Raw genomic sequence first — 19,368 nt, forward strand, 5'->3', positions numbered from 1 at the left:
TTAGGAATTGGAAAATTATATAATTGTTATGCAGGGTTATAAGTGAAGCTTATGAAGTTATTGCATCATTATATTAATTTATTTGAAAAATCTTTGAAAGAAATCGAACGAAATATCGTTTGCTTGCCAATATATAGTGTAAGACAAAGGAGGGATGGTACATGAAAGATGAAACAGTGTATACAGATTTAATCCAATTAACTTTATCAGGCAATAAAGAAGCGTATAGCGAATTGTATGATAAAACGATTCAAGAAGTATATAAGACAGCACATTTTTTAATAGAGGATAAAGCAGATATAGATGATGTCGTTCAGGAAATATACATACAGCTATATGAATCGCTTCGTAAATATGATAGTGAGAAGCCATTTCGTCCATGGTTAATTGGACTTGCGATTAAACAAATCCATTCTTATAGAAGAAAGAGGTGGATGCGACTGCGAATTGTAAAAAAAGCAGAAGAGCAAAGAAAACCAGTAGAAATTGATTTTTCTAGCGATGTTGTAAGTAAAATATCAAACCAAAAATTAATTGAACTCATTCATAAATTACCATATAAATTGAAACAAGTTATTATCTTAAGATACTTACATGATTACTCACAAGAAGAAGTAGCACAAATATTACATATTCCAATCGGTACCGTGAAATCTAGAATTCATGCGGCCTTAAAGAAACTACGTCAAAAAGAGCAAGTAGAAGAAATCTTTTTAGGAGAGGTAGGGAATGTGAAATGAGCTTAGATTGTAGAGTTAGAGAATCTATACAAGAAGAAGCGAAGGGGATTATTGCCCCGCCGGAGTTAAAAGAAAAAGTAATTGTTCAAATAAAAATGAAGAGCGGGGGAAGTAAAAGGAAGAAGCGCCTTATCGCAGGAGTGCTTGCAGCCGCATTTTTAATCCCAACGACTGGTTTTGCTTACCAATCTATTATGGCGGATGGTATATACGGATCTTTTGAGAACTTAAAAAAACATGCCGGAGCTATAACATTAGAAGGATACATGCGTTTTAATGCAAAGTTATCACAAGCGAAAGACGAAATGGGTGCGAAGGAATATGAAGAGTTTACAAAAGAACTAAAGAAATTAACGAATGCAAAGCTTGAGTACGGGGATTCGAACGGTAATATTGATTATGATCAATTATCACCAGCTAAAAAAGAGGAAATGAAAAAGGTAGAAATGGAACTTCAGCCGTATTTTGATAAATTAAATGGCCATAAATCTAGTAAAGAAGTATTAACTTCAGAAGAGTATGAACAATATATGGAAGCGTTAATGTCATATCAAACTGTATTAGTAAAAGCGAAATCGAGTGGTGGGATAACAGTAGAAGAAGTACCTGAAGCTTATAAAGAAAGATTTATTAAAGCAGAACAGTTTATGGAGTATGTAGATGAAAAGGTGAGATAAGTAAAAAGCTCATAGCTTAAGCTGTGAGCTTTTCTTATTGAAACGTAAATATATTAACCACCTATTCCTTTTGCTAGCAATAAGAAATATACAAATATTAGTATGACTCCATTTAATGTCGTACCAACTATTTTAAATAGCCAATTCTTTGATGCGATCGCAAAAATAATACCGAGTAATGAAAGAATACTTAGAAGCACAATAATTAATGTTAAATTTGCATTAGGTCCTCTTAAAACAAAGAAAGAACATATACTTGCGATAAACGTTAGAAACGAGAAAGTCCCTAATTTCATAATAAGTCTCCCTTGTTTGAAATGCATTTTGATTTAGTGCGCGACTTTCTTTAGTTTAACATAAATTTCCTATTACCAATTAAATATATGAACAATAAAAAACGAGTATAAAATCTATGCGATTTTATACTCGTTTTGTTATTACTTAAATTTCCTTACCACATGTATAGCAACTCTTACTAGGAGTATTGCACTTATAAATAACCCAGCATAACCAACGGCACTTAAAAATTGAACATTAGGTTCTTTTGCATACAAGTCAGGGGCAGAATTACCTTGACTTGCTTAATAAAGTGAAAGTGGGAAATCACTTAGTTATATTCCTTACTATTCTCCTTGTCTTTTTGTATCAAACAATCTAAAAGTGAGTAACCAGCTATTAAACTAATAATGGTAATGAAAGTTGTATTCACAAGAATAATATTAGTTAAATAAGGTAGGTATTTACCAACTGGTGAAAAGAGTAGAGCTGGAGAAAAGGCAATGAATAGTGTTGGCAACGTAATAGCGATAAACTTATCCGGCTGAAAGTTCCAGTTTTGTTTACTCGTTTCGCGATTAATTGATTGTAGGAATCGTAATAAAATGCCGACCAAAAGAGGGAAGAGTGTAAAGTAGAATAATCTTGGATAGACGTTAAAGTTCACTTGCGCGTCTGTATCTAAATAAAATTGAATTTTAACACCTACAACTAATAATAAGATGATAAATAATGTAAAGCAGAGGTATAGTATCACTTTTTGCATTCCATTCCACCATCCTTTATTAAAAAATATATTCAAGGAGCGAAGATATATACGATAATGGCGTTGTATATATCTTCGTTTTCTATTAGTTAATTGTGGATTTTGTTTGCTTCGTTAAGTAATCAATAATTCCCATCGCGCTAATTTCTAAATCAAGATGTAAAATGTTATAAACAGAATGATTGGATGGAACATTTAGCTTTGTAAGATGAGTGGAGACTTTCTCCAGTAGCAAAGATTGTAATGCCTTAGTAGCCTCATCAAAATCAGTATGTTTTTGAAAAATTTCATTTCCAGTATTAACGAAAATAGGTAACCAATGTTCAAGTTGGTTATATACTTCTGTAACATTGGATGATGCGCCGTAATGACCGAAATAAATAGTATCTACATTCATACTTTGAATATGATTTTTAGAAGCAATCATCGCATCTGGCTGGAATTGTGAAGGAGACGTTGATGGTAGATATAGTTCTACATCAAGGTCTGCGAGTTCTCTATAATAAATTCCTATTGTATCACCAGTAAAAATGCCGTTTGTTAATGAATCGTGAATGCTAATATGGTGCTTCGCATGTCCCGGTGTATCATAAAATGTGAGTGTACGGTCTTCTGCAATTTTTAATGTATCACCATTTTGTACAATATGAACACGTTCTTCTTCAATTGGAAGAATTGGATCAAAAAGTTTATCAAAATCTTCTTTGTACACAGCTTTTGCGCCAAGAATTAGTTTTGTTGGATCAATCATATGACGAGCCCCGCGCGGATGCACAAATAGAGTAGCATTTGGGCACTTTTCCATCATTAACCCTGCTGCGCCTGCGTGATCTAAATGAACATGTGTAACGATAATGTTTTTTACATCATTTAAATTAATATGTAATTGCTGTAAGCCGTCTAAAATATAGGGAAGAGAAGGGGCCGCACAAGTTTCAATTAAAGTAATATCGTCACCTAATAAAACGTATGTACCTGTGCGTTCATCATGTTGTAAGTCATAATCATCAATAAGATATAGATGAGAAGATAGTTGTTCTACTTTTTTCATACTTACCACTCCTTATATACGGTATGTATCTATTATACGCTAAAAACAGAAAAAGACAGAAAACGAAAGCTCGTCTTCTGCCCTTTTGTAATGTAGTTATTTCGTTTGTTCTTTATTGATAGACATAACGAACAGTCCAACAATGCCACCAACGATCGGAAGCATAATTTCTCCTGCTAAATTAAAGTAGGAGCTTAAAAATAAACCATTTACATCGATTACCCAGCCAATAACATACAATAACATCATATATAGTACGAAATAAAACTCGCGATTTGAAATCGTTTCATGTTGTGCAGTTTTCATAATGAACACCATCCTTTTCTATTATAATGGAAATATAAACTGTCACATTTTGTTCACAAATTAATTGTAAAACTTTCCATCATAAAAGTCTAGTATATTGTGTCGAATTTTCGAACGAAAATAAAGCGCTATCATTACGGTATGTGAATACGTAATAAGAGCTGTATATTCACGAATGTAGTATAGTATAAACATAGAATGATAGTGAAGAGAGGGGTATGAACAATGACAGTTTATGATTTTTCAGCTAAAACAATAACAGGAGAAGAAAAATCGTTAAAAGATTACGAAGGAAAAGCACTTCTTATTGTAAATGTAGCTAGTAAATGTGGATTTACACCACAATATAAAGGGTTACAGGAAGTATATGATAAATATAAAGACCAAGGACTAGAAATACTCGGTTTCCCTTGTAATCAATTTGGGGGACAAGAACCAGGCACAGAAGCTGATATTACTAGTTTTTGTGAATTGAACTACGGTGTGAACTTCCCAATGTTTGCAAAGATTGATGTAAAAGGTGACAAGGCTCATCCTCTCTATACATACATGACAGAACAAGCGCCAGGTTTACTCGGTATGAAAGCAGTGAAATGGAACTTTACTAAGTTTCTAATTGGAAAAGACGGGAAAATAGTAGGGCGTTTTGCACCACAGACGAAGCCGATGGATTTAGAGGTTGAGATTGAGAAGGTACTTGGGGAATAATTAGGAGTTTCACTTTATTAACAAACACCTCAAAGAACAAAGTAGCTCTTTGAGGTGTTTTCTTTAAACTCACATTATCAAGATTAAATCACTCTATCGTAGTCGTTTGATTTAGGCAGAGAAGCTGCTTTTTTCATAAGCACTTCCCATAAGTGTACGGATGTCTTCCATTCGGCTGCGGCCTGTTCCTTTTGATACATAGCGTTCTCATAACTGAAAGTAAGTTGTTGCATATCGGCCGAATTGTAAAGTGTATCGATGTGGAGAGCGTATTCTCGGAATGTTTGACTTTCACCCCGTGGTATGCCGATTCTCGCAAATTGTTTTAAAAGTGCACCGTAAGCTTTTTGATAAACAGCATCATCTTTTAGGTATTTATAGAAAAGAATAATAAAAAATGTAATCCATTTCATTCTAGTGGTGAAGAGAATGTATCCGATGATACTAATCGGTATCGTAGAGAGGAATACGTACCACCAAGAAAAATCATTTTTAGAATTTGTGATCTTTTTAGTAGAGGCTTCTTCTGTATTTTCTATTAAACTTTTGAGCTTTGCTTCATTGTTCCGTTGGTGTATTGGCTCGTTATTAGAATTATTTACTTCGTTATTTTGTGAAGTAGAAGCAGGAGTATTATTTGTAAAATTATAGGGATTAGTAAATCCTTTTGTTGGTTCGAATGGAATCCATCCGTATCCTGGGAAATATACTTCGACCCAAGAGTGTGCGTTATCGTTCGCGATTTTATAAACATCCTCACCTTCTGCAGAGGCAAGTGTATTATCAAGAGTTCCTTCTGTATAACCTTTTACCCAGCGAGCAGGAATCCCGGTAGAACGAAGTAACACAATCATAGACGTCGAGAAATTATTACAGTAGCCGCTTTTTGTATCGAAAAGGAATTGATCTACATAATCTTGGTTTTTGGAAGGGAACAACACATTCATTGTTTCATATACAAAAGAATGGTCGGTAAAGTAGTTTTCAATAGCTAATACTTTATCATATCGGTTGTCTTTATCATTTGTTAGATTTACAGCTAAGTCTTTTACTCGCTGTGGTAATGATTCGGGAAGTTGCGTGTACTTTGTCATGAAATAAGGATTTGATTCTTGACCTTCATTTGTTTTTACAGCTTTCAAGTTTTCTATGGAAAACTCTGGGACCCCATATGTTACTTTATATGAATTTAAAATAGTAGAAGAATCTCCGTCCATCGTATAGATTTTTTCTGAAAAGGGGTCAACGCTGTATGATACATTAGAAGAAGCCTCAACTGATATTAATCCTGCTGGATAGGTAAGGTGTGGATAACTTTTTTTCATGGTGATTGTCGCCTCAGTGGCCTCCGTTTTTGTATTTTGTTCGTACCAGCTCACGACGTCGTTTTTATTTTTAAAAGAAATCTTTTTTTGATTTTCAGAAACTTCCCAGCCTTTTCCTGTATAAAAATCTTTCGTTTCGACTCTCCAATATTGTTTGTTTTGCGTTTGTGCTGTGAAAACAATTGTAGGATCTGCCTTAAAAGGACCGCCTAATCGCGAGTCATCTAAACCATATCCAATTTTAGAAACTTCTTGTTTTTTACTTGCTTCGGATGTGTTGAATTTTAAAAAATCCATTGGGTTTGGCCATTGAGGGCCAAATTTTGGAGCAAAGTATGCGATAGTTGCTGACAATACAATAAATATTGTAAGAGGTCTAAGTAATTTTGAGATTTCTCTAGCAAAATTTTGTAAGTTTTCCATCTCTCTTATTCGTTCTATGCGAAGAAGACTAAGCATAAAAAAGCCGATGACAATAGTACGAATAATAGCGTAGTTTGCATTGTATAAATGTAAGTTATGAAAAATGGTGATATAAATAATAGTCAATATAAGAAATAACAACCCACGTTTTTTATGAATCATCCAAAAAGAGATGAAAGCACTCAAAAACCAAAAGGATAAAAAAAATAAAAGTGTTGGAAAAACGGGAGAAATATCTAGCAAATTCCCCTGGAAAAACAGAGAGGAATTTCGAGAAATATCAGCAAAAAATTTCGTTAGCCAAGATGGATTTATAAAAGCATTTTTATAATACAGGAAATGAATGATGAATAAGATCGTGACGATCTTTATTGGAATCTGCCACCTTGTTTGAAAAAAAGAGAGAGTGAAGCAAATTCCTATAAATATTACAAAAATATCTAATCTACCTACGTTTGTAATACCTATAAGGGGTCTTAGCCATTCTAGTAAAAGTAGAAATGCACATACATGCATGAAGAATCTGCTCATATCCCATTTGTATTTTGTTCGTAATGTTATCATTTGCTCACCTCAAAAAACACGTTTGTATACCGGTTCCCATAAACCACATTTACAAATATTTTTCGTTTTTGTAGAGTTTCTAGAATACTTAGTTCTCGATGTGAGAGTTGATTTGCTTTTTCTTTCACGACAAACACCATTAATTTTCTATTTTTAATAGCGGCATAGTCAGCCGCCTTTTGAATATCGGGAGAAAGATCGCTTGTCACGAGTATAATCGTTACGGGCTCATAAATTTTTCTTAATTCCATTTCTACACTCCGGGAGAGCGGGAATACACTGTCTGCTTGTACTTTCGCTAAATGACAAAAGATTTGTTGTAACTGACTATCTCCATTGTCTAAAGGGAAAAAAGTTCGTTCTTTTCCGACAGACACGAATGACGCTGGTGAATTTTGCTTCAAGACAGCCCTTACAATAGAGGCGGAAAATGTTACGACTGATTCGAATAGAGGGGACTCAGTTCTGTCCATGAATATCATGATATTATGGCTGCGCTGTTGTTCAAACTCTTTCGTCATAATATTGTTTGTTCGGGCAGTTGCTTTCCAATCAATCCATGAAAAGCGGTCACCAGGTTTATAGTCTCTGACACCGACAGAGATTGTAGAGTCTTTTGCTAAATTTATATTTGCTGAAAGCGCTCCTTGTTCGAAATGATTTTCCAATTGTCGATACGTTATATCTACGTACTGGGGATAGATTAAAAATGTATCTGGAACTGAAAAAGTTACTTCCTTCTCCATCATACCGAATAGATCACCAGTTTTGACACGTACGCTTGAAAAAGTGTGCTCTCCTCTAGGGATTGTGTCAATAACATATTGAAACGAAATATTCCGTTTGAATCCTGGAAAGAGTATTACCTTATTCACCTTCGTTTGTCTACAATTTGTAAATTGTGATGGCAGTTCATCTTCTATAATTAAATAAAGTAAGGGAAAAGGAAATCTTCTTTTTATTGTAATGGTGCTTAAAAATTGTTCTCCTGCTGCATATTCATTTTGGTTTGTTATTCGTTTTACTTCAGCGTCTCGTAAAGCGTAGAAGGGAAGTAGTAGTGAATAAAGACCAATAGGAATCGTACTGTAAAACAAAAACCAACTTACAAATCCTCCTTGAAGCATAGCGTACACAAATGTTAAGACTAGGCATAAAGGGATTAGCAATAACTTCGTAACGTGATATAGTGCTCGTAGTATTCGTTTCATCAAAGGTTTTTCGTCCTTTGAGTCGGCACGGTAGTTCGTGCAACGATTTTGGCGATAACTTGTTCTCCTGTTATTCCTTCAAATCTTGCTTCCATTTTTAGAATGAGTCTGTGAGCTAAAACGTAAGGAGCTAAAAATTTAACATCGTCTGGAATAACATAATTTCTGCCATGGATGAATGCATAAGCTTGTGAAGCTTTCATTAAAGCGATTGAGCCGCGTGGACTTGCACCTAGCTGTATAGAACTATAAGAACGCGTCTGAGTAACAAGTTTTACAATGTAATGCTTGATTGCTTTGTCCATGCTTACTTCCCGTACGCTTTGTTGTAAATAAAGTAATTCTTTTATTGTAGTAATAGCTTGTAAATGAGAGAGTGGATTTGTTTTTTCCATCCGGTTTAAAATTTCAAATTCTTCTTCTGGTGTAGGATATCCCATTCTTAGCTTCAACAAGAAACGATCGAGCTGAGCCTCTGGTAAAGGATATGTTCCCTCATATTCGACCGGATTTTGTGTAGCCATTACAAAGAAAGGTTTTGGTAACGATCTTGTAATGCCATCTATTGTGATAGTGCCTTCTTCCATACTTTCAAGTAAGGCAGATTGTGTCTTTGGAGATGTACGATTAATTTCATCAGCAAGTACAAAATTCCCCATAATCGGTCCAGGCTTGAACTCAAATTGGAGCTCTTTCGGATTATAAATAGAAACACCTGTTACATCTGACGGCAGTAAATCAGGTGTGAATTGAATACGCTTGTAATCGGCATCAATGGATTTAGAAAGAGCACGTACTAGCATTGTTTTCCCAACGCCAGGAACATCTTCTAATAGTACATGACCTTCAGCTAAGAGAGCTGTCAAAGCTAAGATCGTTTCTTTTCGTTTTCCGACCATTAATTTTTCAATATTGTTGATTATTCTTTCTACTATGGGATGTAATGAATCAAGCTGGGGCATCGTAATCCTCCTAATTTTATTATCTTTTCTAATTCATTTTTATGTTAAAGAAAAGGAGCTCCTTCATTTTAATGCAGTATAATAGTAATCTAAGAGGTAAGTAGGAATGGTTTATATAAGTTCATATTGAGAACTTATATAAATAGGAAAAACTTAAATGTTAAAAAATCATGGTGATATACTTTATAATTTATATGTCCCAAAAGGAAATCATACTCATAATTTTATGAATATTCAGATTATATATGCAGATAACATCTAGTATAATTGTTTCCGTAATTAAGGGCAATACAGTAAATAATGATTTGTAGTTTTATCCCTCTATTTGCGGGCTGATTAAAGTTTCACTTTATATAAAATATGTCTTGATAATAGTATCGTTGCAGAAAAGTAAATTCCTTATAGCGTTATTGAAGTAGTATCAAAACTCTTTTTAATATATTTATATAAAAACGTAGGAATTTCTCCTGCGTTTTTTCTTATGCAAAAAAAGGTGAATCCTCCAAATACTATTCTCCTAATAAGCCCACCGCTGACCGAAATCTTCACAACAAAACAAAGTAATCTTTACTTATAAATGTTTCCCCTTAAACCGATTTCCAAATGAATTTATGACAATCTCTTGAACTGTGCGAAATGTCACATCTGTATTTTACAACCTCTTTTATAGTAAGGGTATGTAAGAGAGACGTATTAAAGGAGTGAACAGTATGAAGAAGAAACCTTCAGCATTAATGAGACGTTTAAAATATTTTTCACCAATAGATCGTTATAACGATAATCATACACAAGAAACATATGAAGATCGCGAATGGGAAAATATGTATAGAAAGCGTTGGCAGCATGATAAAGTAATCCGTTCTACACATGGCGTGAACTGTACTGGTTCTTGTAGCTGGAACATTTATGTGAAAGATGGAATTGTAACATGGGAAGGGCAGGAGCTTAACTATCCGACTACAGGTCCTGATATGCCTGATTTTGAACCACGAGGATGTCCGCGTGGAGCGAGCTTTTCTTGGTACATTTATAGTCCGCTTCGTGTGAAATATCCATATGTACGTGGTGTGCTTTGGGAAATGTGGCAAGAAGAACTACAAAATAACGAGTCACCACTAGACGCTTGGAAAAGCATTGTGGAAAACCCTGAAAAAGCACGTACGTATAAGCAGGCGCGTGGTAAAGGGGGATTCATTCGTGCGAATTGGGATGAAGTATTACAACTCGTTTCTGCTTCATTACTATACACAGTAATTAAATACGGTCCAGACCGAAATGTTGGTTTTTCACCAATTCCAGCTATGTCGATGTTAAGTCATGCAGCTGGTAGCCGCTTTATGCAACTTATGGGTGGACCAATGCTTAGTTTCTATGATTGGTACGCAGATTTACCACCAGCTTCTCCGCAAATTTGGGGTGATCAAACTGATGTACCAGAAAGTAGTGACTGGTATAACTCTGGTTACATTATGACATGGGGTTCAAACGTACCGATGACGAGAACGCCAGATGCACACTTTTTAGCCGAAGTTCGATATAAAGGAACGAAAGTCGTTTCTGTAAGTCCTGACTTTGCCGAGTCTACAAAGTTTGCAGATGATTGGATTAGTGTGAAACAAGGTACAGATGGTGCACTTGCGATGGCAATGGGGCATGTGATCTTACAAGAATTTTACGTAGATAATCAAGTGGAATACTTCACAAAGTATGCGAAGCAATATACTGATTTTCCTTTCTTTGTCACATTGAAAGAAAAAGGAGATCAATTCGTTGCTGATCGTTTCTTAAATGCTTCTGATATTGGACGCGAAACGAAGTTAGGGGAATGGAAACCTGTAATTTGGAACGAGAATACGAATGATTTTGCAACACCTCACGGCACAATGGGATCACGTTGGGATAACGAGAAGAAATGGAACTTGCGTTTAGAAGATGAACAGACAGGTGAAACGATTGATCCGCGTCTTTCTTTACTTGGAATGGAAGATAGTGTTGAAACAGTGCAAATTCCGTACTTCTCTGATGATGGAAATACAATATTAGAACGTACAATTCCAGTGAAAAAAGTTATGACAGAAGAAGGCGAAGTGTGCGTTACAACTGTATATGACTTAACGTTAGCAAATTACGGTGTGAACCGAGGTCTTGGCGGGCAAGAACCGAAAGATTTCAATGATGATGTACCGTTTACACCTGCATGGCAAGAGAAAATGACCGGAGTAAAGCGAGAGCTTATTATTCAAATTGCTCGTGAGTTCGCGCAAAATGCAGTTGATACGAATGGCCGCTCGATGATTATTATGGGAGCTGGTATTAACCATTGGTTTAACTCTGATACGATTTATCGCGCAGTTTTAAATCTTGTTCTTCTCGTTGGGGCACAAGGTGTAAACGGCGGCGGTTGGGCACATTATGTTGGTCAAGAAAAATTAAGACCAGCAGAAGGATGGCAAACAATCGCGATGGCGAAAGATTGGCAAGGGCCACCGAAATTACAAAACGGTACATCTTTCTTCTATTTCGTAACAGATCAATGGCGTTATGAAGATACACCTGTTGGACATTTAGCATCACCAGTTGAGGGCAACTCTCGTTATCAACATCACGGTGATTACAACGTATTAGCAGCACGACTTGGCTGGTTACCTTCTTATCCAACATTCGAGAAGAATGGGATTGAATTATATAAAGAAGCTGTTGCTGCTGGTGCAACAACACAAGAAGAAATCGGAAAATACGTTGCACAAAAACTAAAAGAAAAAGAACTGAAATTTGCGATTGAAGACCCAGATAATAAAAACAACTTCCCGCGTAACTTATTCGTATGGCGTGCAAACTTAATTTCAAGTTCCGGTAAAGGACACGAATATTTCTTAAAACATTTATTAGGTACAACAAACGGATTAATGAATGACGATAGTGACTCATTAAGACCAGAAGAAATTAAGTGGCATGAAGATGCACCTGAAGGGAAGTTAGATTTACTCATTAATTTAGATTTCCGTATGGCTGGAACGGCGCTTTATTCTGATATCGTCTTACCTGCTTCAACTTGGTATGAAAAGCATGATTTAAGCAGTACGGATATGCATCCATTTGTGCATCCATTTAATCCAGCAATCGGTTCACCGTGGGAAGCACGCTCTGACTGGGATATTTTCACCTCTCTTTCTAAAGCTGTGTCAGATTTAGCGAAGAAAATCGATCTTGAACCAATGAAAGAAGTTGTTGCAACACCACTTCTTCACGATACACCGCAAGAATTAGCACAACCACTTGGTAAGATTAAAGACTGGAGCAAAGGTGAGTGTGAACCGATCCCAGGTAAAACAATGCCGCAAATTCATGTTGTCGAAAGGGATTATAAAACGATTTATGACAAGATGACAGCGCTTGGACCAAATACCGGAAAACAACCGATTGGTACGAAAGGGATTTCTTGGTCGGCAGAAAAAGAATATGAGCAATTAAAGAGTCGATTAGGAGTTGTTCGAACGGATTCTATTGCGAAAGGATGCCCAGACATAAAAGAAGCAATTAATGCTGCTGAGGCGGTATTAACACTTTCTTCTACAACAAACGGTCATATGGCGGTAAAAGCATGGGAAGCGCTTGAAAAACAAACCGATTTAAAACTACGTGACTTAGCAGAAGAACGTGAAGAAGAATGCTTCACATTTGAACAAATTACAGCGCAGCCTAAAACAGTAATTACTTCTCCGGCCTTTACGGGTTCTGAAAAAGGTGGACGCCGTTACTCACCATTTACAACAAATGTTGAACGTCTCATCCCTTGGAGAACGATAACTGGTCGACAATCTTTCTACTTAGATCACGACATGATGAAAGAATTTGGCGAAACGATGGCAACATTTAAACCAATACTGCAACATAAACCATTCCGTAAATCACGCCCTGAAGTAGAAGGGAAAGAAATTACACTAAACTATTTAACACCGCATAATAAGTGGTCGATTCATAGTATGTACTTCGATTCATTGCCAATGTTAACGCTGTTTAGAGGTGGTCCAACTGTTTGGATGAATAAAGATGATGCGAATGAAGCTGGTGTTGCTGATAATGATTGGATTGAATGCTTTAACCGTAACGGCGTAGTCGTAGCACGTGCTGTTGTAACACACCGTATACCGAGGGGGATGGCATTTATGCACCATGCGCAAGATCGTCACATTAACGTGCCTGGTACGAAATTAACAAGCACCCGCGGGGGAACACATAATAGTCCAACCCGTATTCACGTTAAACCAACACATATGATTGGTGGATATGGCCAATTAAGCTATGGATTTAACTATTATGGTCCGACTGGGAACCAGCGTGACTTAAACGTTGTAATCCGTAAACTGAAGGAGGTAGATTGGCTTGAAGATTAAAGCGCAAGTCGGAATGGTAATGAACTTAGATAAATGCATCGGCTGCCACACTTGTAGCGTAACATGCAAAAACACCTGGACGAATCGTCCAGGTGCTGAATATATGTACTTCAATAACGTAGAAACGAAACCTGGAATTGGTTATCCGAAACAATGGGAAAATCAGGAGAAATACAAAGGCGGCTGGGAATTGAAAAATGGTGAAATTCAGCTGAAATCCGGTTCGAAAATGAAGCGTCTTATGAATATTTTCCACAATCCAGATCAGCCAACAATTGATGATTACTTTGAACCTTGGAATTATGATTATGAAACATTAACAAATAGCCCACAGCGTAAGCATCAACCAGTTGCTCGTCCGAAATCAGCAATTACGGGTGAATTTATCGACAAAATTGAATGGGGTCCAAACTGGGAAGATGATTTAGCAGGCGGACATATAACAGGGTTACAAGATCCGAACGTCAAGAAAATGGAAGAAGGAATTAAAACGGATTTTGAAAATGTCTTTATGATGTATTTACCACGTATTTGCGAACATTGTATGAATCCATCTTGCGTTTCTTCTTGTCCATCGGGTGCGATGTATAAACGTGAGGAAGATGGGATTGTTCTTGTGGATCAAAATGCATGTCGTGCATGGAGATTTTGTGTATCGTCTTGTCCGTATAAAAAAGTATATTTTAACTGGCAAACAAATAAAGCTGAAAAATGTACAATGTGTTTCCCTCGTATTGAAGCTGGTATGCCAACAATTTGTTCTGAAACATGTGTAGGACGTATTCGATATATTGGGGTAATGCTATATGACGCTGACAAAGTAAAAGAAGCGGCTTCTGTTGAAAATGAAAAAGATTTATATGAATCTCAGCTTACTGTTTTCCTAGATCCAAATGATCCAGAAGTAGCAGCTGAAGCGAAAAAACAAGGGATTCCTGAAGAATGGATTAAAGCGGCACAACAGTCGCCAATCTATAAAATGATTATCGATTGGAAAATCGCTCTACCTCTTCATCCAGAGTATCGTACAATGCCAATGGTTTGGTATATCCCGCCGCTTAGCCCAATTATGAACATGGTGGAGGGGAAAGGTAGTAACTGGCAAGCAGAAGAGATTTTCCCTGCTATTGATAATATGCGTATTCCAATTCAATATTTAGCGAATTTACTCACTGCAGGAGATGAATCACATATTCGTCTTACATTGAAAAAATTGGCTGTCATGCGAACACATATGAGAGCATTGCAAATTAATAAAGAACCAAATGAAGCTGTATTAAAAGAACTCGGTTTAACGAAAGAAGATGTAGAAGATATGTATCGTCTTCTTGCTATTGCGAAATATAAAGATCGCTTTGTTATCCCGACGTCTCACCGCGAACAAGTTGCAGATTTATATAGCGAGCAAGGAAGTTGTGGTTTATCTTTCGCAGGTGGGCCAGGCTCTTGTACGACAATTTCTTAAAAAAAGGGGGCAGAAAACTATGAAACAAAGTTTACAAACAGCTTTTTCTTGTTCTTCTTTTCTTCTCTCCTATCCTGAACTAGGTTGGAGGGAAGCTTTACTAGAATTACAGGAAGAGATTCAAGAAATTGAACAGGAAGAAATCAGAGCATCACTTACAACATTTATAAAAGAAGCGCTAAATAAAACAGACAATCAACTTATTGATTCTTACGTCTATACATTCGACTTTGGAAAGAAGACAAATATGTATCTTACCTACATGAAAACAGGTGAACAAAGAGAGCGTGGAATTGAATTATTAGAGTTAAAACAGCATTATCAAAAATCTGGTTTTAACGTAACAGATAAAGAACTACCTGATTATTTACCGCTTCTACTTGAGTTTCTTGCAAACGCGAATGAAAAAGATAGCGAACCAATTATGAGTAAATACACGGAAAATATACAAGCGTTGCACGGGCAATTAAAAGAAGCAAACTGTATGTATGAACCAATTCTCGCCGCTGTTCTACTCGCTATCAATACATGGGGTGTACAGGCAAATTAGAAAGGAGAGTTGTCAAAATGATGGATCAATTTCTATGGGTATTGTTTCCCTATATCATTTTTGCAATCTTTATCGGTGGACATATTTTCAGATACAACTATGATCAATTTGGATGGACGTCAAAATCTAGTGAACTATTAGAAAAGAAAATGCTCCGAATCGGAAGTCTATTATTCCACTTTGGGATCATGTTCGTCATTGGTGGTCATGTTATGGGGATTTTAATTCCAGAGTCTGTATACCGTTCAATAGGTATTTCTGAGCATATGTATCATATAATGGCAATTAGTTTCGGGCTTCCGGCAGGTGTTGCTTCTATCATCGGTTTAATTATATTAACGTACCGCCGTGTAACAGTAAAACGCATCATTGCAACGAGTACAAGGGGAGATTATATTGCGCTTATTTTATTACTAATCGTAATGCTAGCGGGACTTTCTTCAACCTTTTTAAATATCGACTCAAAAGGGTTTGATTATCGTACAACAATCGGTCCGTGGTTCCGAAGTCTCTTTATTTTCCAACCGAAAGTTGAATATATGATGGAAGTACCAGTATGGTTTAAAATTCATATAATTGCAGGTATGGGTCTATTCGCAGTATGGCCATTTACTAGACTTGTTCATGTATTTAGTGCCCCAATTAAATACTTAAGCCGTAGTTATGTGATTTACAGAAGACGTATTCCTAATGAATTGAAAAAATAATGCCACAGTAAACGAATAGAAGTTAGCAACTAACATGAAACGAGGTCTAATGGAAGGCCTCGTCTTTTTTAGGAAATAACTGTATGCAAGAGAAAAAGAGTAGCATCTAAATAAGATGCTACTCTATGCTACAAACAGAGGCAGAGCAATCTTCACAAGCAATTTCACATTTTAAAAATTGTAAATCATGGATTGTAATCTTTCCTTTATGAATAGAAATCGTACCTTTTTTTTTCAAATCATTTAACATTCGATTTACGCTTTCACGCGAAGTTGCACAGAAGTTTGCAAGTTCTTGATTCGTTAATGGTAAATCGATGAGAATCCCATTTTCTTTTAACACACCATAACTATTTGTCATTCGAATGAGAGTAGAATATAGGGCACCTTTTTTGCCGTGTAATACTAGATCTCGGAACTTCGTTTGCATTCTTCTTAAATGTTCACTAATCCATTTCATAAATTCAAATACAAGAGCGGGTTTTTGGAGTAATGCTTTTTCTAAGGCTTCACGCTTTATAACGCCTACTTCAACATCTTCAAGGCATTTTGAATTTAATAAATACCTTGCATCCTCCGTGAACAATGTTAATTCCCCAATAATATCATTTTGTGAACAAATGCGAAGTGTTAATTCTTGTCCGTCAGCACTAAGTTTACTGATTTGCACTTTTCCAGAGTGAATGATATAAATCTCTGTTGCTTCCATACCTTCTTGAAAAATAAAACTCCCCTTATTGATTTGCATTTTATATTCAACAGATGAAAGTAACTCCTTTAAATCTTTGGATAATGCCGTACTGTTTGCCACAGCAATCACCTTTCTTCTTATAAGCAGTATATTTCTTATTTTGGATGTAATCATGATGAAATTGCAAGAGATATTTTTGAAAATAAAGTAAAATTTCAATGACCGTAAGGAAAAACGACCTTAAATGTCTAAAAAGCTACTTATAGTAAGGGTTTATATTATACGAATATAAGTTTTTTAGTTTAAGAAATTTTAGTATGTAAAGAGAATGGGACTAGAGATGTGAACAAAATTCGAACGGATTTGTGAAGAATTTTTGAATGGGGAAAGTAATGTGAGAAAAGTCACATTGAATATGTAGCTTCTTTTTTATAATGAAGGCAAATAAAAAATTTGAAAGCTTACTAATGATTGCAGTAGAAAAGAAGGGATATAGATGCACGAGAAGATGAAAGATTCTTTAGAGCGGCCACTTCAAGATTTACGTATTTCAGTTATTGACCGTTGTAATTTTAGGTGCACGTACTGTATGCCAGCTGAAGTGTTCGGACCTGATTATGCTTTTTTACAGGAAGAGTTTTTATTAACGTTCGATGAAATAGAAAGGTTAGCGAGATTATTTATAAGTAGGGGTGTTAATAAAATTAGACTTACTGGCGGCGAACCGTTATTGCGTAAAGATTTACCGAAGTTAATTGCAAGGCTTGCAAAGCTAGAAGGCTTAAAGGATATTGGACTCACAACAAACGGTATTCATTTAGCAAAACAGGCAAGGGCATTAAAAGAAGCGGGATTAAAACGTGTAAACATTAGTTTAGATGCGATAGAAGATCATGTCTTCCGAAAAATTAATGGACGAAATGTAAGTACAAAACCTGTATTGAAAGGAATTGAAGCAGCAAAAGCAGCTGGATTAGAAGTAAAAGTAAATATGGTCGTAAAAAAAGGGATGAATGATAGTCAAATTCTTCTTATGGCTCGTTATTTTAAAGAACAAGAAATTCAGCTTCGTTTTATCGAATTTATGGATGTGGGCAGTACGAACGGATGGAACTTTGAACAAGTTATTACGAAGGAACAATTAATAGAGAAAATTAATCGTGTATATCCGATTGAGCCTGTTAAACCTCGTTACTTTGGAGAAGTTGCGAAATTGTATCGATATGTAGGGAGCGATGCAGAAGTTGGATTTATTACTTCTGTTTCTGAATCTTTTTGTTCCTCTTGTACGAGAGCTCGTATTTCGGCAGACGGTAAGTTTTTTACGTGCTTATTTGGAACGAAAGGAACCGATTTGCGAACGCTTCTTCGAGAAAATATTTCTGATGCTTCATTATTAAAAATTCTCCAACATACATGGGAGTGCAGAACAGATCGTTATTCGGATGAAAGAACGGCTGAAAGTACAAATAAACATCCAAAAGTTGAAATGTCTTATATTGGTGGATAGCGAAAGGAGGATTCCCTATGCAAGAGCGATATTCAAGGCAAGTATTGTTTTCTGGAATTGGTGAAATGGGACAAAGAAAAATAAGAAAAAAACATGTGCTCCTAATCGGTGCGGGTGCACTAGGAGCAGCAAATGCGGAAGCGCTCGTTAGGATGGGGATTGGGAAATTGACAATTGCTGACCGTGACTACGTCGAATGGAGTAATTTACAGCGGCAACAGTTATATACAGAAGAAGATGCACAGCAGTGTAAACCAAAAGCAATTGCAGCGGCAGAACATTTAAGAAAGATTAATTCTGAAGTAGAAATTGTACCAATTGTAACGGATGTCACAATGCAAGAAATAGAAGAGTTAACAAAAGAAGTGGATCTTATATTAGATGCGACTGACAATTTCGATACGCGTCTACTTATAAATGACATTTCGCAAAAAGAAAATATACCTTGGATATACGGTGGATGCATTGGAAGTTACGGTGTAACGTATACAATTCTTCCGGGGGAAACACCATGCTTTCGCTGCCTAATGGATCATCCTATGGGCGGTGCAACATGTGATACAGCAGGAATCATTCAGCCGGCTGTACAAATGGTCGTTGCTCACCAAGTGACAGAAGCGATGAAAATATTGGTGAATGATTTTCAGGCGCTAAGGGGAACGATGTTATCATTTGATATTTGGAACAATCAATATCTCTCATTAAAAGTAAATAGGCAGAAGAAAAGTACATGTCCATCTTGTGGGAATGTACGCACTTACCCAAATTTAACATTTGGATCACAGATGAAAACTGAAGTGCTATGCGGGCGGAATACAGTTCAAATCCGTCCAGGGATAAAGCGAGTTCTTAATTTAGAAGAAGTTCGAAATCGCTTACAAAAAAGCGTGAGTGTCAAAAAAACTCCATATTTACTATCGTTTCTAGTAGATGAATATCGTTTTGTTTTATTTACAGACGGTAGGGCATTTATTCATGGGACAAATGATGTAAAAATGGCAAAACGATTATACGCAAAATATATAGGATGAACAGAAAGAGA

At 36.1% G+C, this 19,368-nt stretch carries 17 protein-coding genes; 9 read left to right on the plus strand and 8 right to left on the minus strand.

The features are described 5' to 3' along the window. Positions 1-161: 161 nt before the first annotated feature. A complete protein-coding gene (locus NSS97_RS10660) occupies positions 162-740 on the plus strand; it encodes a sigma-70 family RNA polymerase sigma factor (protein WP_002031567.1) in 579 nt (192 codons plus the stop codon). Beyond that, positions 737-1,417 (plus strand): DUF3600 domain-containing protein, encoded by a 681-nt coding sequence (locus tag NSS97_RS10665; RefSeq protein WP_002127077.1) that lies wholly within the window; start codon positions 737-739, stop codon positions 1,415-1,417. Before NSS97_RS10660 ends, NSS97_RS10665 begins: the two co-directional genes overlap by 4 nt. 53 nt (positions 1,418-1,470) lie before the next feature. On the opposite strand, the gene NSS97_RS10670 is transcribed toward NSS97_RS10665, so the two are convergent. From NSS97_RS10670 to NSS97_RS10685, 4 genes are all read right to left on the minus strand, one after another. Continuing rightward, positions 1,471-1,713, minus strand: a complete 243-nt coding sequence (locus NSS97_RS10670; protein WP_002141443.1) for a hypothetical protein — start codon at positions 1,711-1,713, stop codon at positions 1,471-1,473. A gap of 311 nt (positions 1,714-2,024) precedes the next feature. Next, entirely contained in the window at positions 2,025-2,459 is a 435-nt protein-coding gene (locus NSS97_RS10675; protein WP_002135918.1) for a hypothetical protein, read from the minus strand. A gap of 85 nt (positions 2,460-2,544) precedes the next feature. Beyond that, positions 2,545-3,510, minus strand: coding sequence for an MBL fold metallo-hydrolase (locus NSS97_RS10680; protein WP_002141446.1), 966 nt, complete (start codon positions 3,508-3,510; stop codon positions 2,545-2,547). A gap of 96 nt (positions 3,511-3,606) precedes the next feature. Next, on the minus strand, positions 3,607-3,816 hold the full coding sequence (locus tag NSS97_RS10685; RefSeq protein WP_002127081.1) for a DUF3925 family protein: 210 nt from the start codon (positions 3,814-3,816) through the stop codon (positions 3,607-3,609). Positions 3,817-4,041: 225 nt separating this feature from the next. Between NSS97_RS10685 and bsaA the strand changes: the two genes are divergently transcribed. After that, positions 4,042-4,524 (plus strand): glutathione peroxidase, encoded by a 483-nt coding sequence (gene bsaA, locus NSS97_RS10690; protein ID WP_002135920.1) that lies wholly within the window; start codon positions 4,042-4,044, stop codon positions 4,522-4,524. An 83-nt stretch (positions 4,525-4,607) separates the two neighbouring features. Here bsaA and NSS97_RS10695 read toward each other — a convergent pair whose 3' ends face one another. The 3 genes from NSS97_RS10695 to NSS97_RS10705 are packed head-to-tail and all read right to left on the minus strand — an operon-like array spanning position 4,608 to position 9,009. Then, positions 4,608-6,836 (minus strand): transglutaminase TgpA family protein, encoded by a 2,229-nt coding sequence (locus tag NSS97_RS10695; RefSeq protein WP_107887959.1) that lies wholly within the window; start codon positions 6,834-6,836, stop codon positions 4,608-4,610. Then, positions 6,833-8,047 carry a DUF58 domain-containing protein gene (locus tag NSS97_RS10700; RefSeq protein ID WP_107887960.1) on the minus strand — a complete coding sequence of 405 codons (1,215 nt, stop codon included), beginning with the start codon at positions 8,045-8,047 and terminating at the stop codon, positions 6,833-6,835. Before NSS97_RS10700 ends, NSS97_RS10695 begins: the two co-directional genes overlap by 4 nt. Next, positions 8,047-9,009 (minus strand): AAA family ATPase, encoded by a 963-nt coding sequence (locus tag NSS97_RS10705; RefSeq protein ID WP_002135924.1) that lies wholly within the window; start codon positions 9,007-9,009, stop codon positions 8,047-8,049. The genes NSS97_RS10700 and NSS97_RS10705 overlap by 1 nt, the downstream gene beginning before the upstream one ends. A gap of 710 nt (positions 9,010-9,719) precedes the next feature. Here NSS97_RS10705 and NSS97_RS10710 point away from each other — a divergent pair. Genes NSS97_RS10710 through narI form a run of 4 tightly spaced genes read left to right on the plus strand, consistent with a single transcriptional unit; the run spans position 9,720 to position 16,125 of the window. Then, the gene (locus NSS97_RS10710; protein WP_107887961.1) at positions 9,720-13,403 is read left to right on the plus strand and encodes a nitrate reductase subunit alpha; all 3,684 of its coding nucleotides are present in this window, start codon (positions 9,720-9,722) and stop codon (positions 13,401-13,403) included. Continuing rightward, positions 13,393-14,868, plus strand: a complete 1,476-nt coding sequence (narH, locus tag NSS97_RS10715; RefSeq protein WP_002141456.1) for a nitrate reductase subunit beta — start codon at positions 13,393-13,395, stop codon at positions 14,866-14,868. Before NSS97_RS10710 ends, narH begins: the two co-directional genes overlap by 11 nt. Positions 14,869-14,887: 19 nt before the next feature. Then, positions 14,888-15,418, plus strand: coding sequence for a nitrate reductase molybdenum cofactor assembly chaperone (gene narJ, locus NSS97_RS10720; RefSeq protein WP_002031591.1), 531 nt, complete (start codon positions 14,888-14,890; stop codon positions 15,416-15,418). Positions 15,419-15,435: 17 nt separating this feature from the next. Further along, complete coding sequence (narI, locus tag NSS97_RS10725) at positions 15,436-16,125, plus strand: respiratory nitrate reductase subunit gamma (protein ID WP_002031592.1); 690 nt, start codon at positions 15,436-15,438, stop codon at positions 16,123-16,125. Between the two features lie 118 nt (positions 16,126-16,243). On the opposite strand, the gene NSS97_RS10730 is transcribed toward narI, so the two are convergent. Continuing rightward, positions 16,244-16,936, minus strand: coding sequence for a Crp/Fnr family transcriptional regulator (locus tag NSS97_RS10730; protein WP_002189419.1), 693 nt, complete (start codon positions 16,934-16,936; stop codon positions 16,244-16,246). 376 nt (positions 16,937-17,312) lie between these two features. Between NSS97_RS10730 and moaA the strand changes: the two genes are divergently transcribed. Continuing rightward, complete coding sequence (moaA, locus tag NSS97_RS10735) at positions 17,313-18,326, plus strand: GTP 3',8-cyclase MoaA (protein ID WP_341112435.1); 1,014 nt, start codon at positions 17,313-17,315, stop codon at positions 18,324-18,326. 17 nt (positions 18,327-18,343) lie between these two features. Then, entirely contained in the window at positions 18,344-19,357 is a 1,014-nt protein-coding gene (locus NSS97_RS10740; protein WP_002031598.1) for a molybdopterin-synthase adenylyltransferase MoeB, read from the plus strand. Positions 19,358-19,368: the final 11 nt, after the last annotated feature.

It is taken from the genome of Bacillus sp. FSL R12-0074 (assembly GCF_038005725.1).
GTDB lineage: Bacteria > Bacillota > Bacilli > Bacillales > Bacillaceae_G > Bacillus_A > Bacillus_A mycoides.